At 67.5% G+C, this 15,146-nt stretch carries 14 protein-coding genes and 1 tRNA gene; 9 read left to right on the forward strand and 6 right to left on the reverse strand.

Going from position 1 to position 15,146, the window contains the following annotated elements; genetic code table 11:
• Window positions 1–21 precede the first annotated feature (21 nt).
• The 4 genes from E1H18_RS12080 (at window position 22) to E1H18_RS12095 (ending at window position 4,819) form a co-directional block, all read left to right on the forward strand.
• Window positions 22–618: a TetR/AcrR family transcriptional regulator gene (locus tag E1H18_RS12080; protein WP_172268305.1), complete on the forward strand. Its 597-nt coding sequence runs from the start codon at window positions 22–24 to the stop codon at window positions 616–618.
• A gap of 100 nt (window positions 619–718) precedes the next feature.
• On the forward strand, window positions 719–1,330 hold the full coding sequence (locus E1H18_RS12085) for a glutathione S-transferase family protein (RefSeq protein WP_172268308.1): 612 nt from the start codon (window positions 719–721) through the stop codon (window positions 1,328–1,330).
• A gap of 199 nt (window positions 1,331–1,529) precedes the next feature.
• Window positions 1,530–3,920, forward strand: coding sequence for a TonB-dependent receptor (locus E1H18_RS12090; RefSeq protein ID WP_172268311.1), 2,391 nt, complete (start codon window positions 1,530–1,532; stop codon window positions 3,918–3,920).
• 104 nt (window positions 3,921–4,024) lie between these two features.
• Window positions 4,025–4,819, forward strand: coding sequence for a glutathione S-transferase family protein (locus E1H18_RS12095; protein ID WP_172268314.1), 795 nt, complete (start codon window positions 4,025–4,027; stop codon window positions 4,817–4,819).
• On the opposite strand, the gene E1H18_RS12100 is transcribed toward E1H18_RS12095, so the two are convergent.
• Entirely contained in the window at window positions 4,711–5,223 is a 513-nt protein-coding gene (locus E1H18_RS12100) for a helix-turn-helix domain-containing protein (RefSeq protein WP_172268317.1), read from the reverse strand. The genes E1H18_RS12095 and E1H18_RS12100 overlap by 109 nt on opposite strands.
• A 195-nt stretch (window positions 5,224–5,418) precedes the next feature.
• Here E1H18_RS12100 and E1H18_RS12105 point away from each other — a divergent pair, with 195 nt between their 5' ends.
• Window positions 5,419–5,946 (forward strand): RNA polymerase sigma factor, encoded by a 528-nt coding sequence (locus tag E1H18_RS12105; RefSeq protein WP_172268320.1) that lies wholly within the window; start codon window positions 5,419–5,421, stop codon window positions 5,944–5,946.
• Window positions 5,943–6,968, forward strand: coding sequence for a FecR domain-containing protein (locus E1H18_RS12110; protein ID WP_172268323.1), 1,026 nt, complete (start codon window positions 5,943–5,945; stop codon window positions 6,966–6,968). Before E1H18_RS12105 ends, E1H18_RS12110 begins: the two co-directional genes overlap by 4 nt.
• A 57-nt stretch (window positions 6,969–7,025) precedes the next feature.
• Here E1H18_RS12110 and E1H18_RS12115 read toward each other — a convergent pair whose 3' ends face one another.
• The 5 genes from E1H18_RS12115 to E1H18_RS12135 form a co-directional block, all read right to left on the reverse strand.
• Window positions 7,026–7,505, reverse strand: coding sequence for a cupin domain-containing protein (locus E1H18_RS12115; RefSeq protein ID WP_172268326.1), 480 nt, complete (start codon window positions 7,503–7,505; stop codon window positions 7,026–7,028).
• Window positions 7,502–8,437 (reverse strand): alpha/beta fold hydrolase, encoded by a 936-nt coding sequence (locus tag E1H18_RS12120; protein ID WP_172268329.1) that lies wholly within the window; start codon window positions 8,435–8,437, stop codon window positions 7,502–7,504. Before E1H18_RS12120 ends, E1H18_RS12115 begins: the two co-directional genes overlap by 4 nt.
• A gap of 109 nt (window positions 8,438–8,546) precedes the next feature.
• A complete protein-coding gene (locus tag E1H18_RS12125; protein WP_172268332.1) occupies window positions 8,547–11,627 on the reverse strand; it encodes a TonB-dependent receptor in 3,081 nt (1,026 codons plus the stop codon).
• A 249-nt stretch (window positions 11,628–11,876) separates the two neighbouring features.
• On the reverse strand, window positions 11,877–12,116 hold the full coding sequence (locus E1H18_RS12130; RefSeq protein WP_172268335.1) for a DUF6289 family protein: 240 nt from the start codon (window positions 12,114–12,116) through the stop codon (window positions 11,877–11,879).
• Between the two features lie 441 nt (window positions 12,117–12,557).
• Window positions 12,558–12,632, reverse strand: a tRNA-Thr gene (locus tag E1H18_RS12135).
• An 89-nt stretch (window positions 12,633–12,721) separates the two neighbouring features.
• Between E1H18_RS12135 and E1H18_RS12140 the strand changes: the two genes are divergently transcribed.
• The 3 genes from E1H18_RS12140 (at window position 12,722) to E1H18_RS12150 (ending at window position 15,023) form a co-directional block, all read left to right on the forward strand.
• Window positions 12,722–13,177, forward strand: coding sequence for a hypothetical protein (locus E1H18_RS12140; protein WP_172268338.1), 456 nt, complete (start codon window positions 12,722–12,724; stop codon window positions 13,175–13,177).
• A gap of 116 nt (window positions 13,178–13,293) precedes the next feature.
• Complete coding sequence (gene murA / locus E1H18_RS12145) at window positions 13,294–14,583, forward strand: UDP-N-acetylglucosamine 1-carboxyvinyltransferase (RefSeq protein ID WP_172268341.1); 1,290 nt, start codon at window positions 13,294–13,296, stop codon at window positions 14,581–14,583.
• A 2-nt stretch (window positions 14,584–14,585) separates the two neighbouring features.
• Entirely contained in the window at window positions 14,586–15,023 is a 438-nt protein-coding gene (locus E1H18_RS12150; RefSeq protein ID WP_172268344.1) for a DUF2948 family protein, read from the forward strand.
• Window positions 15,024–15,146 lie beyond the last annotated feature (123 nt).

Here is a 15,146-nt window from a genome sequence, read left to right on the forward strand (position 1 = left end):
GTTCGCAGCTTCGAGGCCAGGATGACTCAGACACGGTTGAAAGGCGCCGAACGACGCGAACGCTTCCTGGATGCGGCGGCGCAGATCGTCATCCAGCAAGGGGTCGCCGCGGTCACCATGGATGGCGTGGCGCATCTGACGGGCGTCACCAAGGCGTTGGGCTATCGCTATTTCACCGATCGCGACGACCTGCTGACGGCGCTGTTCGACCGTGAGACCCAGATCTATGTCGAGCGCCTGGCGACCGAAGTCGGGCCGGCGTCCAGCTTCGAGGACTGGGTGCGCGGCGCCTTGAAGTACTGGTGCCGCCGCGCCGACGAGCGGGGCGAACTCTTTATGCGTCTGGTGCGTGATTGCGGCCCGCTTGCCGAGCGCGCCAAGGCTAATCGCAAGGCCGACGCCGACGGCTGGGCGTTGGGTCTGCAGAAGGCGTTCGGTCTGCCGCCACGTCAGGCCAAGCAGTATGCGTGGTTCATGGTGGCCGGCACGGCGGGCGCTCTGGACGCCCGCGATGGCGACGACGACGCGATGATCGATGCGATCACTCTGGCGGTGGTCGCCGGCGCCAAGGCTTTGGCCAAGAAGTACGGCGAGCCGCGCCCGGCCAAGACGGTCTGATACGCACCGCGTCAAATGGCGGTTGCCTCCCACATTAAGTGACGATAGCGTTACTTAACTGACGGGGCGTCGAGACCCCGACCTGGGGAGGCGACGACACATGAAGCTCTATGGCGAAGACAACCCCGCGCCCAATCCGCGCCGCGTTCGCATCTTCCTGGCCGAGAAGGGTCTGACGCTGGAACACGAGCGGGTGCCGCTGCGCGAGCGGGCCCACAAGGCCAGCGCCTTTCTGGAGAAGAACTCGCTGGGCCAGGTGCCCGTGCTCGAGCTGGATGACGGCACGTTCCTGAGCGAGAGCGTCAGCATCTGTCGCTATCTGGAAGGCCTGAACCCGCAGCCGTCGCTGTTTGGCGAGACGCCGAAAGAGCAGGCGACGATCGACATGTGGATCCGCCGCATCGAGCTGCAGCTGATGCTGCCGATCGCCCATATCTGGCGTCACACCCATCCGCTGACGGCGGCGCTGCTGACGCAGTACAAGGATTTCGGCGAGTCCAACCGCCCCCATGTCGAGCGGACTTATCGCTGGCTGGACGGTGAGCTGGCCGATCGCGCCTTCATCGCCGGCGACGCCTACAGCATGGCCGACATCGTCGCGGTGACCACGATCCAGTTCGGTCAGTTCATCGGCGTCGCGGTCCCTGATGACTGCGCCCAGGTCCTGGCCTGGCTGGACCGGATCGCCGAGAGGCCCAGCACCACGGCCTGACGAACGCGCGTTCGAAGGGCCTTGTCATGCCAGTTAAGTGACGATAGCGTTACTTAATCATCCCGGGCCCGGATGACGTCCCATAGAGACGGTGGACCCGACCACCCGGCTTCGGCGACCGCACGCGTGGCGGGCGACGAGGACCTGCGCCCAGAAGATCACAAAAGAAGCCGCCAAGCGGCTCATGGAGGAATGCGCCTTGCCTTTCCAATCGCGTCTTTCGCGGGTCCGCAAGTCGGATCTGCTGACGGGGGCCTCGTTCGCCGCCGCCGCCCTGTTCGCCGCCAATAGCGCCCTGGCGGAGGAGGCTACGGCCCGGGCCGCCAACCCCCCTCTCGTCACAAGTTCTGGCGTCATCGTCGACGAGATCATGGTCACCGCCCAGAAGCGGGCCGAGAACGTCCAGGACGTGCCGCTGGCCATCACCGCCGCGCGCGGCGAGACCCTGGCGGCCATGAACGTCACCCAGCCCCAGCAGCTGTCGCTGATCGACCCCAGCGTCCGGTTCAAGCAGAGCCTCAGCAGCAGCGCTTCGGGCCTGACGATCCGTGGCGTGGGCACCAGCAGCTTCTCGGCCGGCATCGAGCAGAGCATCTCCACCGTCGTCGATGGCGTGGTGCTGGCCGATCCCGCCAGCCTGGCCACCCTGGCCGACATCGAGCGGGTCGAGATCCTGCGCGGGCCGCAGGGCATGCTGTTCGGCAAGAACGCCTCGGCGGGCCTGGTGCACTTCATCACCAAGCGCCCCGTGCTGAACGAGAACAGCGGCGAGCTGCATCTCCAGTACGGCGAGCGCGGCGAGAAGATCCTGCAAGCCATCGGCAATGTGGCGGTCAGCGAGACCTTCGCCCTGCGCCTGGTCGCCACCAAGAACGAGCGCGACGGCCTGATCCGCAACGTCGCCAAGGACAACGTCTTCACCGACCCGCAGGACGTCAGCACCCTGACCCTGAAGGCGCTGTGGCGGCCCAATGACGATCTGACCGTGTTCTTCTCGGCCGACCGCACCGACAACAACGCCTTCTGCTGCTCGTCGACCTGGCGCAAGGTCACGCCGGGCTACGCCCCGGCCGTCGTCAACGCCCGCTACGACATTGTCGCCGGGCCGAAGAACCTGCAGGTGGCCGCCAACGGTCCCTCGCAAGGCAAGTCCAGCGCCCAGGGCGGCACGCTGCAGATCGACTATGGGATGGGCGAGCACACCCTGACCTCGATCAGCGCCTATCGTTCGGTCAAGCGCGAGGCCTTCTATGACGGCGACCTGACGACGGTCAGCTATGTCGACACCAATGGCGGGGCAGGGAAGACCGACTGGCTCAGCCAGGAAGTGCGCCTGACCTCGCCGATCGGCGAGCGCTTCGACTATGTCGCCGGCCTCTATCTCTTCCACTCCAAGGCCTCGTCGCTGATCCGGCAGCGGGGGCAGCTCAGCTGGATCGTGCCGGCCTCGAACGGCGCGGTCGTGCCGATCATCCCCGGCGCGCCGCTGGGCACGATCTTCGAGACCTCGACGGTCAACGACATCAATTCGACCAGCTATGCGGCGTTCGGCCAGGTCGGGCTGCACATCACGCCCAAGCTGGATCTGATCGCCGGGGCCCGGGTCACGCGCGACGAGATCACCCTGGACTACCGCCGGGCCCCGACACCGGGTGCTGTCTACATCCCCGGCTCGGTCACGCTGAGCTTCCACCAGGAGGTCGACAACACCAACGTCTCGTGGCGGATCGGTCCGCGCTACAATTTCAGCGACGACGTCATGGTCTATGCGACGGTGTCGCGCGGCTACAAGGGCCCCGGCTTCAGCGGTCTCAGCGCCGCCACCGCCGTGGCCGACCAGCGGGTGCAGCCCGAGATCCCGACCAGCTACGAGGCCGGCATGAAGGCCGCGTTCCTCGATCGCCGCCTGATCCTGAACGCCAATGTCTACGCCACCACGGTCAAGAACTTCCAGGCCCAGGTCTCCGACCTGACCAGCGCCACCTATTCCTCGCGCATCACCAACGCCGGCGAGATCAAGACGCGCGGTGTCGAGGCCAATCTGATGGCGCGGCCGATGACGGGCCTCAGCCTCACGGCTGGCGTGGCCTACACCCACGCCCGCTACGCCGACTTCAACGGCGTGCAGTGCTATTTCGGCCAGCCCAAGATCGCCCAGGGCGGGCCGTGCAGCGCGCCGCCGGCTACGCCGACCTCGCTGGACGGCTTCTTCAACGCCAAGGGCCTCAGCCTGGCCGGCGTGCCCGACTGGGTCTACGGCTTCAGCGCCGTCTATGAACGGCCCCTGACCCCGGACCTGCGCGGCTTCTTCCAGGCCAACTGGAACTGGCAGAGCGACGTCAACTACTCGATCAGCGGCGACCCGGGCACGATCCAGAAGGCCTATGGCCTGCTGGGCGGGCGAATCGGCGTCTCGGCGCCGGACAAGGCCTGGAGCGTGTCGCTGTACGCCAGCAACCTGCTGGACAAGCGCTACGCCGCCCAGATCACGCCGTCGCCGGTCACGGCGCTGAACCCGGGCGGCTACGTCCAGTATTTCAGCCCCGACTCCGTGCGCCGGGCCGGCATCAGCCTGGACGTCGCGTTCTAGCACCCGCTAGCCGCAGCGCTCTTGCCGGCGCTGCGGACGGGGCGAGGCGGCGGACGACGCCTCGCCCCCTTTCTCCAAACGACATCATTCTCAGGAAACGCCACATGAAACAGTCGATGGGACGCCGCGCGTCGCTGGGCGCTCTAGCCGGCCTGGCCGCCGCGCCGCTGATCGCCTCCGCCGCCGAAGCCAAGGCCAAGGCGGCCCCTATGCCGCCGGTGACGATCTATCACCTGGAAGGCCGCCGTTCCGAGCGTCTGGTCTGGCTGATGGAAGAGCTGGGCCTGCCCTATGAGCTGAAGTTCAAGCGTGGCGACCTGGCCGGCTCCATGGCCCTGATCCGCGAATTCAGCCCCGTGGTGCCGATGGCGCCGACCGTGAAGTACGGCGATCAGGTGCTGGTCGAGTCCGGCGCGATCATCGAGCTGATCCTCAACCGCCATGCGCCGGGCCGCCTGCAGCCCGCGCTGGACAGCCGTGACTACCCCGATCACCTGATGTGGATGCACTATGCCGAGGGCAGTCTGGCGGCGCGATTGTTCTCCGACTATCGCGCCTGGACGGCCCAGCCGCCCAAGCAGCGGTCGCGCCTGGTCGATTCCGAGGCCGTCGTGCAGTTCGCGGAAAACTTCCTGGCGCAGCATCCCTGGTTCGGCGGCCCGGCGTTCTCGGGCGCGGACATCATGATGATGTTCCCCCTCAACGCCGCCACCGGCCTGAACCTGGTCGACGAGGCGCAGTTCCCTCACGTCGCGGCCTGGAAGGTCAAGATCGAGGAGCGTCCGGCCTATCAACGCATGCTGGCCAAGGCGCGGCCGGACGGCATGATCGGCGGTCTGCCGCGCTTGCCGCAGCATGCGCCGTCCGGACCTCGTGAGGCTGCGCCTTCTCCGAAATAGGGGTCCGGCGCCTGCTGGCGTCGCCATTGGCTCGGCGGCAGACCCATGGTCGTGCGGAAGGTCCGGGACATGTGGGCCTGGTCTGAAAAGCCGCTGGCCAGGGCGATCTGGCAGAGCGGCGCGCGGGTCTGTCGCATCAGCGCCTTGGCGTGCTCGAGCCGGCGCTGGACAAGGTAGTGACGCGGGGCGACGCCGAAGCTGGCGCGGAAGCGACGCGCGAAATGACTGGCGCTCAAGCCAGCGAGGGCGGCCAAGGCCTGGATGGTCAAGGTGTCAGGCAGGTGCTCGTCGATGTGACGCAGCACCTTGCGCTCCTGCCAGGGCGAGAGACCGGGGGAGGCGAACGGCCCTGGCGCGCGGGGGCTGTCGCCGCCTTTCAGGGGCGGGCTGCTGAGGTTCGCCATGCGTCGTCTCCGATGGACCGCTGCATCGTGCGCCGCCCTGTCTCGTCGAACGCAGGTCGTCGAGATTTCCTCACTCGCCGCCTTTTTCGATGAGGACTTCAAGCGGCGCTGCGTTCTGCCTTCCCGACGGCCGATGCCGGCTTGACCGTTGGGCAGAACGCGGAGTCTCTGATGGGAATGGCGCGAGAGGGGCTGATGAGCGACGCTTCCGACGCCGCTGCGCGCGCAGACATCTTCGCCCGGCAGGCCGCGGCGATGCGCGGCTCCCTGGCTGTCTACTTCCGCCGGCGGGTTCGCAACGCCAGCGAGGTCGAGGATCTCGTGCAGGAGGTTTTCTTGCGCCTGACCGTGCGCGGGGCCCCCGCCAACACTGAGCACGCCAGCGCCTATATCTTCCAGATCGCGGCCAGCGTGCTGGCCGACCGCTATCGCCGCCGCACCGTGCGGCGCGCCGACGAGCATGTCGGACTGGATCCGGATCTTCGGAGCGATCAGGACTTCGACCCCGCGCGCATCTATGCCGGCAAGCAGGCTCTGAACGCCGCCGCTGCAGCCTTGATGACCATGCCCGAGCGTACGCGGACGATCTTTCTGCTCCGCCGGATCGACGGTCTGCGCCACCAGGCCATCGCCAACCAGCTGGGTCTGTCGGTCAGCGCGGTGGAGAAGCATATGGTTCGCGCCATCGAGCATCTGATGGCCCATGCGGGAGGCGTCCGATGACCCGCGAACATCTCACCCCGGCCCAGGCCGCCGCGCGATGGCTGGCCCGCGAGGACCTCGACCAAGCGCCGCAGCGCGAGCAGTTCGCGGCTTGGCTGGACGAGAGCCAAGCCCACCGCGACGCCTGGGCTCAGGCTCAACAGATGTGGCAGGTCTTCGACGACGCGGCCGACAGCGACATGATCGCGGCCCTGACGCGGGCCGCCAGGCAGGCCGGGCCCGAGCCTATGGCCAGGTCGCTCTGGCCGGGGCTGATCGCCGCGTCGATCGTGCTGGCGCTGGTCTCGGTGGCGCTGTTCACGGGCGTTCAAAGAGGATGGCTGGGCCGTTCGGCGCAGCCGGTGTCCGTCGCGCTCCAAGACCCTCCGTCGCTCGCGGCCTTCGGACAGGCGGACTATGTCGCCGGCAAGGGGCAGAAATCCATCGTCGACCTGCCGGACGGAACCCGCGTCACGCTCGACGCCGACAGTGCGCTGGATGTGGCCTTCTCAGGCAGGCGACGTGACGTGCGGCTGCAGAAGGGGCGGGCGTTCTTCGACGTTTCCCACGACCGCACACGTCCCTTCGCTGTCCAGGCAGGCTCCAGCGTGATCACCGCGCTTGGTACGCAGTTTGATGTTCAATTGACGCCGCGCGCCCTCCGCGTGGTTCTGGCCGAGGGAAGCGTTTCGGTGGCGGATCGCGCGGCGCCGCCCATCAAGCTCGCGCCGGGGCAGGCATTCTCCGTCCAGACGGGGAGCGCGGGCAAGGTGTCGCCCGCCGACCTCGGCGAAGCCCTCAGCTGGCGTCAGGGCGTGGTCGAGTTTCGCGATCAGCCGCTGTCCGAAGCGGTCGGTCTTCTGAACCGTCACACGCGTGCGCAGATCGTCATCAAGGATCCCAAGGTGGCGGCCCTTCGGATCACTGGCGTCTTCAGGACGGGCGACATCAAGCGGTTCGGGCGGTCTGTTTCCGAAGTCCTGCCCGTGAGGATGATCGCCCGTGACGCCAATACCTATGAGCTGGTCTCCCAGCGGCGGTAGACGGCTCATTCGTGAGGGCGGGAGCAGGGCGCTGGGCCCTGCTCCCGTTTGCGGCGCCTAGGGCTTGGGCGTGTCCGCGGCCTCCACATAGTCGGTGCTCGTCGGGCCAAAGCCAGAGATGTAGACGGTCGCTCCTTCGGGACCGGTCATGGCGAAGTGCTCGACCCCGGCCGGTTCGCTGTAGAAGCTGCCCGGCGGCAGTGTCTTGACCAGAGTCTCGTCGGCCTTGCGGCCGTAGCCGAAGCGCCAGACGCCGGCGACGACGATGGCGGTGCGCTCATCGCGATGGCCGTGGGCGGCGATCCGCACATTGGGCGGCGCACGCAAGGCGATCGTGTAGGGGCCGGCCTTGCGGGGATCGCCATAGAGCGTCGTCGTGCGGATGCCGGCGACGCCGGACGTCCCGGGACCCGCGCCGCCCTGCGCCAGGCTCTCGATCTCCATAGGCGTCAGGCGCAGCATCGGCCCCTGGGCCGAGGCCGCGCCAGCGACGGCGATCAGCGCGAACGCGGCGCTGGCGCAGACCCGCCGGCTCACGGCTTGGCGTCCAGGAAGTCGCGCACCATCGCCACCGTGGCCTTGGGGTTTTCTTCCATGATCCAGTGACCGGAGTCGGGGACCACGCCCTCGGTGACGTTGCTGGCGGCGAACCGCATGACCGTCGCCATCATCGGGCCGAACGACTTCTCGCCGCCCAGGGCCAGCACCGGCATGTCCAGCTTGCCTTGGGCCATGAAGGCCTTGTTGTCGACGGCGTCCTGGTCGAAGGCGGCGAACTGCGAGAAGCCCCCATGCATCGCGCCGGGCTGGGCGTAGAGCTTGGCGTAGTGCTGGCGCGACGCCTCGGTGAAGCGCGCGGGCGTGGCCGAGAACTCGTTCCAGAAACGGTCGAGATAGATGCGCTCGCGGCCGGCGACCAGGCGCTCCATATCTGGACCGCCGAACCGGAAGTGCCACAGCAGCGGGTTCTTGAGGACCTCCTCCCAGGGGCCGACGCCCGGCAGCGGCGCATCGATCAGCACGAAGCGTCCGACCCGGTCGCGATGCTCGGCGGCGAAGGCGTAGCCGACCATGTTGCCGATATCGTGGGTGACCAGATCGACCTTGCCGACTTTCAGGGTGTCCAGCACGCCGGCCACGTCCTGGCCTTGGGTCTTCTTGTCATAACCGCCGGATGCAGGCTTTGACGACAGGCCAAGGCCCCGCAGGTCGGGCACGATGACGGTGTGGGTCTTGGCCAGTTCGGCGGCCATCGGCTCCCACATGTCGCCGGTCTCGCCGTAGCCGTGCAGCAGCACGACGGCCGGGCCCTTGCCGCCGACACGGACATGGATCGTCACGCCGTTGGCGGCGATGTCCTGGGTCTTGAAGTCGGCCGGGAACGGCTTGACCTGGGCCTGCGCCGTCGAGACCAGCGCCGAGGTTGAGAGGAAGAGGGCCGCCAGGGCGGCCGGGGCGAGCTTGAACACCTGTTGTTCTCCAGGATGGCGCGGAATGGCCGCGACCGAGCGTCCAGGCGGACGGCTCGTCAGGGGAGAACGCAGGTTTTCGAAGAACCCTCACATGGTCGCGCCGGACCTAGAAATGGCCTGAAAGGCTGAGTTCGAAGCGCCGCCTGCGCGGATCGCTGCGGTAGTCGTAGCCCATGTGGATAGGGTCGGCGACGATCGGGGGACTGGTGTCCAAGAGGTTCTGCACGGCGACCCGCACGTCCAGCGCCTGCCCGTCGGCGAACGCGAACCGGCGACGCGCGGTCAGGTCCAGATAGGCTCGGGAGGCGACATGGGCGCTGGTCTGGTTACGGGCCGCAGTCTGGAACAGCACCACGCTGTAGGCCGACCAGCGGGGGCTGGAGCGGCCCAGATACTGGACGTTAAGGTCCATCATCAGCGGGCCGCGCCGCCATTGGGCGCCGCCATTTCCCCGCCATTCAAGGGGGCCGTCGCGGTAGCCGACCCGGTCCAGCCAGGGCGCGCCGGGTCTGCGCCGGGTGCGCAAGGTGGGTTGCCAGGTCGCGGCGCCGTAGACCAGCGTCTCGCCCCGGAAGATCGGCGGGGCCGTCCACTCCAGCTGAAAGTCCACGGTTTCGGCGACGGTCCGTCCGACGTTTCCCAGCCCGCCATACAGCGCCACGATGCGGCCGGCGGTATAGCCAAGGGCTGCGTCGGCCGCGGACAGCGGTTCGCGAATGACGCGGTTGGGATAGCGCTCTTCGTGGGCCAGCATGTCGTTGTAGTCGATGCCGGAAGCTCCGATCTCGTCGCGGATCTCAAGGCGCGAGACGTCGATCGACAGGCGCGGCCCCTTGGCGCCCGACGGGTTGAGCACGACGCCAAGCGATCGCGTCAGGCCCTTTTCCTGGCCGATGTCATGCCACCCGGTTCGGCCCCACAGGAACGGACCGTCGGCGACGATGGGGCGATCGCCGCGTTTGGGGTCGGTCGTGGGAAAGACGGCGGCGTTGCTGGCGACGATGCCGAGCTGCTGGAGGTGGGTCAGGTCAGGCGGAGACTCACCCGTTGCGGCGCTGGCCCGCAGCATCAGCCAGTCGGCCGGATAAGCGCGCGCGCCCAGGGTGAACACATCGGCTTCGTGACGGGCGGAGGTCCGGATCATCACGTTCGCCACCCCGGTCAGGACTGTGTCTGGGAAGGTGGTCTTGATGGCGTCGCGGCGCACGGCCAACTGCAGCTCGAGGCCGCGCAGCGGTGCGATGGAGGCGTCGCGGCCGAGCAGGGGCGCGCGAAGCTCGGCATAGCCGGACGTGACGCGCTGAACCCGATCAGGCGTCGGCGATTGAAAGGTCACGCCTGTGCTCGTGAACACATAGTCCGACTGCGGCATGCGCTCGCGACGAACCTCGCCCAGCAAGGTCGCCGTGAGCGGCCCTCCTGGAAGGTCGATAAGCGGACCTGCCGCGCGTACGACGCCGCTGCTGAACTGGGTGGTCAGCCGGCTTCGGCCGCCGGACGGTGAAGCGTAGGCCATTGCCGCCGACTGAAGCGCCGAATAGTCGCCAAGCGGCATGACCGGCGGCTGGCCGCGCGCTCCGGCGAACCCGTCCCACAGCGCGGAGCCGAAACCGCTGAGAACCGTGCTCTGGCTTTCGGCGGTCAGCACCGAACGGCCGACCGTATAGTCGGCTGACCCCCGCCAGCGCCCGGGAAGCGTCGCGATCATCCCGCCGGTGAAGCGGCGAACATCGACCGTCGTCGTCCGGGTCTCGACCAGGTCCTGGAGGGGAAAGTTGAAATAGACCGTGTTGGCGAACAGGTTTCCTGCCGCGTTGGCGTGACTCTCGCTGCGAAAGCCCGGTGACTTGGGCGTGACCGTTCGGGCCTCGTCATGCAAGTCCAGGCCATCGGCGAAGATCTCGATCCGGTCGCTGAGCCTGTGACGGGCGCTGAACAGGATCGAATAGGTCTTGGGCGTCGAGATCAGCGAGGTGTCGTCGCCCGCCGTGCCGGCGGGCGACGATGTCGGCAGCCGCCCGGCGTTGGCGACCAGCACGGCGGCCTTCTCCTGGTCGGTTCCCTGGAAGCCCAACGGCAGAAAAGTGTAGCTGCTGCTGAGCGCCGCGCCGCCATAGGCCGCGTCCAGCCGCAACGACTCGCCTTGGCTGCTGCGCACCGTGATGGCGTTGACGGGGCGCTGCTGGAAGAGGAACTCGCCGGGATTGTTGCGCGCCTGCCATTCCAGGGACCGGCGCGCATAGTCGCGCTGGCCGACGGTGAGACGCTGCGCCGCCGCGTAGGAAGCCGCCAGCATCACATCGGTGCGGCCAGCGTCGGGCGTGAAGCCGATGCGGGCTTCGAGCCTTCCGCGACCGGCGTCGCCGCGGCCGGACAAGCCCGAGACCACCGTCAGGTCCGCACCCCGGTAGTCGCGCTTCAGCACCACGTTGACGACCCCGCCGATGGCGGTGGGGCCATGGATGCCGCCGGCCGTGGCGGTCAGGATCTCGAGCCGCTCTATCGCGCCCAGAGGGATGGCGTTGAGATCGCTCTGCTCCAGGCCTGCGCCGCGTGATGGCAGGCTGGGCAGGCGGCGTCCGTCGACCAGCACCAGGGTCCTCTGCAGGCCGACGCCGCGCAGATCGATCGCCGAGTTGGTTCCTGCAGGACTGTTGACGTACTGGCCGGGCGAGATCGCCTGGCCGTTGGCGGGAAGGCGGTCTCGCAGGTACTGCTCGATATTGTCCTGCGGAGCGATTTCCAGATCCCGCGGCCCGGCGACCTTGTAGGGCTGGATATCGTTCTCGGTGCGCCGGATGTCGGCGTTCTGGGTGCGTCGACCCAGGATCAGAACCTCGGCGATCGCCCCGTCGTCGCGGTCGGCGGCTTGGCCTGTGCGTCGTTCGAAGAGGATGAAGACGCCGTCGGGCGTGATCCGGTAGCCGATCCCCGATCCCGCCAGGAGATGCTCTATCGCGTGTTCCGGGGTAAAACGGCCTTTCAGCCCCTGGCTGCGGCGACCCCTGACCAGGTCCGCGGCGTAGAGGATGTCGACCCGGTTCTCCTGGGCCAGCTCGTTGAGGGCGTTCTGCAGAGCGCCGGCGCGGACGTCGACCCGAATGGGCGCGGCCTGGACGGTTCCCGCGGCCGCCAGCAAGGTGCCGGCGCAAGTCCAGCCGAGGCTAGCGCGTCGCTGCAGAGACATGCGCTTCCCCCAAAGGCGTCGAATCCAGAGCCCGATCTGTGCCGCGTCACCCGCTTCGCAGGCAAGCACGAGATCATAGCTCGCTAAGCGACGAAAGGGCGGGCGTCACGGCGCTCCGTAGTTCAGCCTGTAGTCAAAGCCACCGCTGCCGCAGGGCGGCCTTTGGGCAAAGGCCGCCGCTCATGGGAGCGGCGGCCTCATCATTGTCATGGGCATGCGAGCCGTCTAGGGGCTGGCTGGCCTTGGCTATCAAAGTTCAGGGTGATCGATCTGGCAGCTTTCGCTGTAAATATCATAGTAAGGCGTGCGCTCTCCCCAAGCGTACGGATAGCTTACGCACGGCGTGATGTGCCCGCCGACCACGACTGTTTTTGTCGCGTCTGAATAGAACGTCGTTTCGATGTAATTTATGGGCACGGCCGAGACCATGGTGGGGACAACCATTGCCGAGATGGCAGCCGAAACCAGAACCAATTTTCCGAGCTTCATTGTCGTTCTCTCCAAGTGGAAGCGCGACGGTTGCGCGTCAATCGTCGAGAGTCAATCTTGAGAAGCATTATCGCTAGTGCGACTTTAAGGGGAATTTGAGCGGGCTCTTTAGTGCATGGGATCCGCGCTTGCGGGGTTTGGCCGTGGGGCTTGGAGCCGCCGCCGCTTTTGCAGCGCTCGCTAATTTAAGTCCGAGCCTATCTGATGGCGGTGTAGCCGCAGCAAGTCTCATTGGGCGCGGGTTGAATGGCGTAGGTGGCCTATCGGTCGCTGCCGCAACACCGCTTCTCTGGCCGCGCTTGGAGCGGAGCTGGCAGTTCCCGAATATCTCCCAGAACGGCCACGTTCACGCGTGAACGCACCGGGTACATCTGACGATTTGGGAAACGATCTCTTCGCTAATGGTCGGGACCCAAAGCTTTGAATTGCTTTGGGTCCCGATGGTGCCACGACAGGGACTCGAACCCTGGACCTCAGCCTTACCAAGGATGCGCTCTACCACTGAGCTACCGCGGCGAAGAGGAGGGGCGTATAGCGACGGGAATCGCGAACGCCAAGCCTAAAATCGTCTTGACCGCAGAAGTTTGTCGCCGCACCCCGGTCGCATGCCGATCAGCGACGACAAATCCACTCGCGAAGCCAAGCTGGCCGAAGCGCTCCGGACGAACCTGCGGAAGCGAAAAGCCGCGGCCCGCGGGGCTTTTCGCGAGGATGTCGACCCGGCGATCGCCGTCGCCGAGGCCGCGCCGCAGCCATATATCGTCGTTCGCAAGCTTCTGGGGATAAGTCTTCGCGGCGGCGATCGCGTCCCGTTGACGGTTCAGATGTCCGCTCCGTTCGCGAATCCCGACGGGGAGGGATGGGCGGTCGCCGTGCGTCTGGAGGGGGACGGCGGCGCGTTCGACACCGACTGCGGCAAGGCCGCCTTCGGTCGCGACGGGCTGGAGGCGACCCGCAAGGCGATCGAGCTCATCCAGCTGGCCCTCGACCTTGCCAGCACCACCCACGACCTGCGATGGCCGGACGACGAACGGCCCTACGACCTCTCGGCGCCGCTGTAAGGAAGCCAACTTAAGATGGGGAAGCTCTTGCAACCCCTCTTGCAACGGATAGAACCCGCCCCTCACATGTGACCCGCGCGGGCAGCCCCCACCGCCTGCGCGTTCGAGGGACGTGAATGGATCGCATCGCCATCATCGGCGGCGCGCAGTTGAACGGGTCGATCCCGGTCAGCGGCGCCAAGAACTCGGCCATCAAGTTGATGGCCGCCAGCCTGCTCACCGACGAGCCGCTGCGCCTGACCAATATGCCGCGCCTGGCCGACACGCGTTTCCTGGGCAAGCTGCTCAAGCGCCTGGGCGTGGAAGTGACCGAGAGTGACGGGCCCGACGGCCAGCAGACGCTGCTGCACGCCGCCGAGATCACCAGCGGCTTTGCGCCCTACGACCTGGTCCGCCAGATGCGCGCCTCGTTCAACGTGCTGGGTCCGCTGGTCGCCCGCTCGGGCCAGGCCAAGGTCTCGTTGCCCGGCGGCTGCACCATCGGCGCGCGCCCCGTGGATCTGCACCTGCAGGCCATCGAGGCCCTGGGCGCCAAGATCGATCTGCACGAGGGCTATGTCTACGCCCAGGCCCCGCGTGGCCTGAAGGGCGCGGAGATCACCTTCCCGTTCGTCTCTGTGGGCGCCACGGAGCACGCCATGCTGGCCGCCGTGTTGGCCGATGGCGTCAGCGTGATCCACAACGCCGCCTGCGAGCCGGAGCTGGTCGACCTGCAGGAATGCCTGAACGCCATGGGCGCCAAGGTCGAAGGCGCCGGCACCCCGACCGTCACCATCACCGGCGTCGCCCGCTTGCACGGCGCGACCCGTGCGGTGATCCCCGACCGGATCGAGATGGGCACCTACGCCGTCGCCGCGGCCATGGCCGGCGGTGAAGTGCGCCTGACCAACGCGCGTCCGGGTCTGATCGACGCTCTGCTGGACAAGCTGAAGGAAGCCGGCGCCGGCGTCGAGCAGACCGCCGACGGCTGCATTATCCGCCGCAACGGTCACCGCCTGGAGGCCGTCGATATCGAGACCGCGCCGTTCCCGGGCTTCGCCACCGACCTGCAGGCGCAGTTCATGGCCCTGATGACCACGGCCAAGGGCGAGAGCCGGATTCGCGAGACCATCTTCGAAAACCGCTTCATGCACGCCCCTGAGCTGATGCGCCTGGGCGCCGACATCTCGGTGTCGGGCGGCGAGGCCCGCGTGCGCGGCGTCGAGCAGCTGGAAGGCGCCGAGGTCATGGCCACCGACCTGCGCGCTTCGGTCAGCCTGGTGATCGCCGGCCTGGTCGCGCGCGGCGAGACCACGGTCAGCCGCATCTATCACCTGGATCGCGGCTTCGAGCGGCTGGAAGAGAAGCTGGGCGCCTGCGGGGCTCAGGTCCGCCGCATCGCGGGCGACGGCGAGCCGGAGCTCTAGCCATGGCCGAGAACGGCAAGCCCTTGCGCCTTCTAGCCCAGGACGCCGACGACCTCGGCGTGCTGTCGGCCGCCCTGCAGGACGCCGTGGCCAAGATCGGCGACATCCGCTGGGACGCGCAGAGCCGCACCTTGACCCTCGCCTGCAACCGTTTCCGGTGGGAGGCGCAGGGCAAGAAGGGTGAACGCGTGCGGTCGGCCCTGCAATTTGGCGACGTCGCCGGCGTGCAAGCCCGGAACCTGCGTCGCGACGCCAAGGGGGCAGTGGTCTCGCTGATGTCGATCGGCTTCGAGCCGGCCGAGGAAGCGCCGGCCGGCGTCGTCGTTCTGACCTTCGCGGGCGGGGGCGACATGCGGGTGACGGTCGACTGCCTGGACGTGGCTTTGGCTGACGTCTCCGAGGCGTGGGCGACGCCCCGGACGCCCGGTCACGCGGACTGAGAATTAGGCGCCTGCCCAAACTCTGGGCGGCGCCTTTTTTCTGATCTCTTGAGGGCAGGGCGGTCGCTGAGAATTCGTCCCACGCGCTAGTGATCGCCTGGCCTGTTCGCCTGTCAGGCGAGC

Origin of the sequence: Caulobacter sp. RHG1 (assembly GCF_013181195.1) — a bacterium.
In the GTDB taxonomy this organism is placed as follows: Bacteria; Pseudomonadota; Alphaproteobacteria; order Caulobacterales; family Caulobacteraceae; genus Caulobacter.